This window comes from Microcoleus sp. LEGE 07076, assembly GCF_015207455.1.
Taxonomy (GTDB): domain Bacteria; phylum Cyanobacteriota; class Cyanobacteriia; order Cyanobacteriales; family Microcoleaceae; genus Microcoleus.
This window is the reverse complement of record NZ_JADEWV010000309.1, coordinates 1-5213: the sequence shown is the minus strand read 5'-3', so window position 1 is coordinate 5213 and position 5213 is coordinate 1. Positions and strand designations below refer to the sequence as shown.

General features: G+C 44.9%; 5 protein-coding genes. 1 reads left to right on the top strand and 4 read right to left on the bottom strand.

Features of this window, described 5'->3' with window-relative positions:
- The 3 genes from IQ270_RS27935 to IQ270_RS27930 form a co-directional block, all read right to left on the bottom strand.
- A partial coding sequence (locus IQ270_RS27935) for a hypothetical protein (RefSeq protein ID WP_193976390.1) occupies nt 1-267 on the bottom strand: 267 nt, incomplete at its 3' end.
- A 128-nt stretch (nt 268-395) separates the two neighbouring features.
- Complete coding sequence (locus tag IQ270_RS32475) at nt 396-518, bottom strand: hypothetical protein (RefSeq protein WP_368670145.1); 123 nt, start codon at nt 516-518, stop codon at nt 396-398.
- 266 nt (nt 519-784) lie between these two features.
- Complete coding sequence (locus tag IQ270_RS27930) at nt 785-4144, bottom strand: hypothetical protein (RefSeq protein WP_193976389.1); 3360 nt, start codon at nt 4142-4144, stop codon at nt 785-787.
- Nucleotides 4145-4333: 189 nt separating this feature from the next.
- Between IQ270_RS27930 and IQ270_RS27925 the strand changes: the two genes are divergently transcribed.
- Complete coding sequence (locus IQ270_RS27925) at nt 4334-4552, top strand: hypothetical protein (RefSeq protein ID WP_193976388.1); 219 nt, start codon at nt 4334-4336, stop codon at nt 4550-4552.
- A 247-nt stretch (nt 4553-4799) separates the two neighbouring features.
- Here IQ270_RS27925 and IQ270_RS27920 read toward each other — a convergent pair.
- Nucleotides 4800-5213: hypothetical protein (locus IQ270_RS27920; protein ID WP_193976387.1), on the bottom strand; the 414-nt coding region annotated here is incomplete at its 5' end.

The following is a 5213-nucleotide window of genomic DNA, read 5'->3' as shown; positions in this document are numbered from 1 at the left end:
TGTTATTTCATCCATCTTTGCTTGTACCAGGCGAATAATCTCCCTATCGTTATTAGCAAATTTAGGTAAGTCGCTTCTCGGAACATAAGCCAACTCTGATATGTCAATGTCAAGACAGTTGTTTTCATTTAGATGCACACCCACGAAAATCAGACCAATTCCATGATCGTGATAGCCTTTTTGAGCAATTTTCGTAAAGCTATCCTTCGCACCATAAACCATCGTCTGGGCGTATTGTTCTAACTGCTCTTTAGATACAAGAGACATATTGACACCTCAATCTCCTAGAGTGTTTTGTTTGATTGTCTTATTAACTCAGCTAAATATCTAACCTGAACTTAACGTAGTATTACATGAGTAAACCAATCCTATCAAAGCACCAATACCCAACGTTGTCAACAGGATACCCCCCGCCCGCGTTCATAAGTCGCCAGAGTCTTATTAATCCGCCACACCCACTGATCGCACGCTAACTTAAAATTCTCTGGTTTCGGACTCTCTTGAATCAGCAGCGCCAATCGACCAGTAGCCAACAAAATTAAAAATATCGGGTCAGTTGGCTCAATTTTTCCCTTAAAAAAAAGCCAACTCCAAAACTTTGCGCCTGTACTCCTCAGATTGCCCCTCTAAAGCAAGATCAAGCAAAGATTTAGTATCAACAACACCATAACTCATGGCAACATCCCCATAGTTTCAAATGCTTCGTAAGCCGACAACATAAACGACTTAATTCGCTGCCGTCCCACCACACCGAGTTCCTGGCTATTCCTTGCCAAATCAAAAGTTATTCCCTGACAAGGATTTTAGTTGCTCCAGTTTGGTTATATGCTTCAGAAATTGCATCCTTCAGCAGTTGTGAGAGGTGGACGGGGATTGCAGCAATGTCTTCAGGTTGAGGCGGCGAGCGCTCTTGAGAAGAAGTTGGCGGTACGGATGCCGATCGCCCTTGAGCAGGAGTTGGTGATACGGATGGCGATCGCTCTTGACAAGGAGTTGTCGATACGGATAGCGATCGGTCTTGACCAGGGGTTGGCGCGACTTCTGAAAGTTCCTCAACTGATTCAATTAGTCGCACAGAGCTAGGGTTGATGTTTAAGATCAGAGCACTACCTTTAGGCGAGGGTTCAATAGTGGCCTCAAAGGTACTGCCGATCGGCAATTTAGGTGAATTAGCAGAAAACATGGCTAATTCTTGTCCGTCAAGGAGGACAATAGGGCTGCCGTCGCGCCTCGAACCGCTACCGCTAACAGAACCCACCTCAAAAGTCAATGTTTTCTTCCTCCATTTTGGACTGCTAAAGTCAACATCTTTCAAGTCATTGTACTTCTGTCCAATCAGTTCAGCTCTGTCAAACTGAAAGGTTTGCAACTGCTGGCAAATTTCATCTGTAAACAAGTTGAGAACCAATGCTGCTTTAGGTGTTTGGTTTTGGGACTCAAGCCAAGTATAATCAGCAGGAGCTACAATGCGTGAACTCACATCTTTGGTGCGACCAAGACCATCGCGGTAGGTTAAGTCTAAACTGTCGATGTCGTTGACATTTTCGCAAAACTTCTTCTCAAGAATTCCCACCAGTTTGTCGCTGGGTTCAATTAAGGCAAAATTGACCATTGGCAGGCTTGAATGCAAAGTTGCTTCATATTTAATACCTTTGCTGTCTAACAATTCTTTCCAATGTCCAGCTAAGTCTTTGCCAACTGGCTGTCGCTTCTTATCCCTGACAGTCTTACCGCTGCCGTCCAATTCAAATTCCTCGAAAGGGACGCTCAGAACGTAAGTGTCTTTTGGCATTGCTTCGTGCAGTCGCTCGTACTCAGGTTCAAGGGTGAATTCAATCACCAGTTGGCGAGAAAGTTCCTTACAAGCTTTGCGAGGAACTTCTAAGTTGGGATTTGCGGTTTCGACGTGCCACATACCACTAGCAGCTAAAAACCGTTCTTCAGGGTCAGTCCAAGCTTCAGTTACATCGGCTCTTAAGCTCTCGTATAACTTGCTGACGGCTTCTTTAATTGCCTTAGAATCGCCGCCGCAATCCAAGTGGATTTCGCCCATCCTTTCTCGATAGCGTTCCTTAATATCTTGTGCCCACCTGACATAATATTTCTCCCATTTTTCTCGCTCATCTAAGTCAGAAGGAGACTCGAACAGGTAGCGAAATTCGTCGCGGTGGCGGCTTTTTAGACGAGTCGGTTCCCACTCTGGATTAACAGCCTCCTTAGCAATGCAATTGATAGCGGTGCCGTCTCCTATAGGTAATGGCACGGTTTTGTAAAGCCTGGGGTCGTCTTTGTAGTCAAATAGGTAGCTTGGGTGCTGTTCTGACCACTGCTTAGCCTTGGACAACAAGGTGGGGTGGTGGTCTTCGGTACGAGTAGCACTTTTGGGACTGTCCACTTCAATTTGCAGGGCATCAAATAGCTTTCCAAGAAGCTGCCGCTTCTGTTGATTGAATAAACTTTCTGGCTGTCCCGGTTCTGCTGCTGACGATTGCACTCTCCCGATTAAGGTAGCCACCCAGCCGATTTTATTTTGGGCGATGGCTATGGCAATTTGCCGCAATTTGGTATACTTGCGATCGCCATCACTATCGGTAGCTTTATTGTAGTCAACTTTCTCTCGCTTCTCAACAGCATCGTACTCATTCTCTTGATTAGCGTGCCTGGTTTCAGAGGCGATATTCGGCATTCGGGAAGCAGGCGTAATTACCAGTTGGTCGCCGTCAAAATCGCATTGGTGATGCTGCATGGCTTGGTCTGGGCGAATGAAAACGCACCCTTTGTACTGCGTTAATTCAGGATGACTTTTGTTGTCTACTATGTAGCGGCGGATGTTATCTTTACTGACAATTGGGTATCGGGTAACGATGACTTCTGTGCCGTTTTTAAAGTGGGGCGCGACAATTGTCCCCGGTTGTAAGTCTTCACAAGGTTGGGCCATTGCTGAACCATGATGAATTGCTCCCTTAATTGCTAAGTCTTTCCACTTTTTAGCCAGTTGTTCTTGCATGAAATCGACGACTTTGGGAAAGTCGAGGAGTTGACCGAGTTTGTCGTTCCTCAAAATTGAAATTAGTCGGGATTCGTTCCGCTGAGCTTTTTCATCTGCTTCGTCTTCTAATCCGCTGCTGTCGTCATGAAGGTTAGATTGAAAAGCAGCTTTTTTGTCGTGCTGTTCCACTAAGTATTTGGCAAGTTGCAGCCGGTTGTTTTGCAAGTCAGCGAGCTTTTGGGCTTCAACTTTAGTCGGTGTGGCGATGTCAGCCTGAATAGCTGCTTCGGAATACCAAATCGAAAATTGCCAGGAATTTTCGTATTCAGTTACTTTGGCGTTGCCTCGATTTCCTAGTATAGCTTTGGGAAATTCGTAGTCGCCACAGGGGATAAGTTCAGCTAATTGCAATGCGGCAACTCCTTTGATAGAGGAGCGATCCATGATGATATCATAACCCAAGTCTGAGGTTAAATTAGCATCAGGCAACAGCGTTCCTTTGGCAAGAAAGCTAATTTCTGGAGTATGGCAGTCTTCTTGCTTCCATTCCTGCATCCAGGCAAATCTGAATTGAAAAGGTCGGTTGTAATTCCCTCCTAATTGTTGGGCTAGTGCCGGTGAAATTTTACCGTGACAGTCTCCGGTTTGCCACTTATGAGCTTTCGCTTTTTCACTAGAGTCATCGCTTTGAGAATCAACAATTTTGACTCGCAAGGTTTCGCCATCAAGGGAGCTATCTAACAATTTTGCGCCTTGGTTGCAACTGCTAACTAGCAGTGAGCCGTAGCGACAGGCGTGGTCGGGTTGAGTTTTGAATACGCTCAACAGTTTGGTTGAGAGTTCAATGTCTGCAAAGTACACATTTTTGCCGGAGCTGAAAGCAACTCTTCTGGTAATACCATCTCCGAAATCGATGTTTTTCAGAGGGTCGAAGCTGCTATCATTTGGGTCTGGTTTAACGATGCTTAGGGATGCTAATTCTTCAGGTTCAAAAAGCAGTTCAAGCAGGGAGTTACGCAGCACTTCTGATTCAGCTTGGTACCGCCCCTTTGCTCTACCGTCAGTCAAGGACATATCAAAGACTGGGATTTTTAGTCCTTCCCCAGCTACCCATTCTGTGGAGCGATATTCTGGGGTAAGTTTTCTTCTGCTCATTGATTAGCTCCTGAATCCTAGTTTTTACATTTTTAGGACTTACGCACAGCAATAGTCCAGATTTTGACAAGGTTGTTCCTTCAACACTTCCTGCTACTGAGTGATAGTCACCCCCTCCAAGTGGAGGGTTTTAGAATAGAAAAGTAGCGTGTTACAATGAGATTGACAATCCCAATGTGGAGAAAAAAAGTGAAAGTAGTTCGCACAACTACGGCTATGGAAAGCCAGCGAAATTATTTCTCTGATAGCGATGCACTTGCCCGCGTTGCTTTTGGAGAAGGTGAAAACAGCCAGCAATTCGGAGGTTTGAACCTCGACGCTAACGGGGTTATTAAAGGTAGAGCGTCAAAGTTGTTCAACGTCACTGAAGAACAAGTTGAAAACCCTGAATACTGGATTGATTTGTAATAGATATCGACCGAAATTAAGTTTTCGCTCTTACAAACAAAACAAGCGTTTTACATTCTAATTCGGAAATGTCTAATTCAGGGAAGTCTAAGTCGGAGGTGTCTACTATAGCTTTTCTCACTGATATGAGGTACACAAGATTCTCTGAATGTCAGGATTTTCAAGCCTTGGTATATACCTCATTTACCTGAGAAAGGCTATCTTTTCAGGTGTCAGAGCAAGGGATTTCTGACACCTGAAAAGATAGCTAACGCCGTTTTTTGGGCTGCGTTTTATCCGAAGAACGACTTTCAAGCGTCTGGTTGGCTTGAAGAGAGTGCAAATTGTTACCTGGAAGCAAGCTGTAGACCACTTTGCGCTTGCGGAAAACCCTAGTACCATCTACAGGCATTCCTTTTTTCCAAGCGTCTGCAATCGCCTTTTTGTCGGCAGAAATTACGGTTTTGGTTTCGACTCGGCGATAGGGTTCTGGTAGTTGAGATGAGTCAATCAAAACTTCACAGGTAGGCGGATTTTCCTTAACAGTAATGCGGCGGTGTTTGCCGATAACTTCTGAAGTTAACACGCCGCATTCGTTGAAGTAGAGAACGGTTTTATCTAAGCGCTCTCTCCACCCCTGGAGTTTGTTGATAGCTCTTGAATGCAGTTCTATCAAATACTG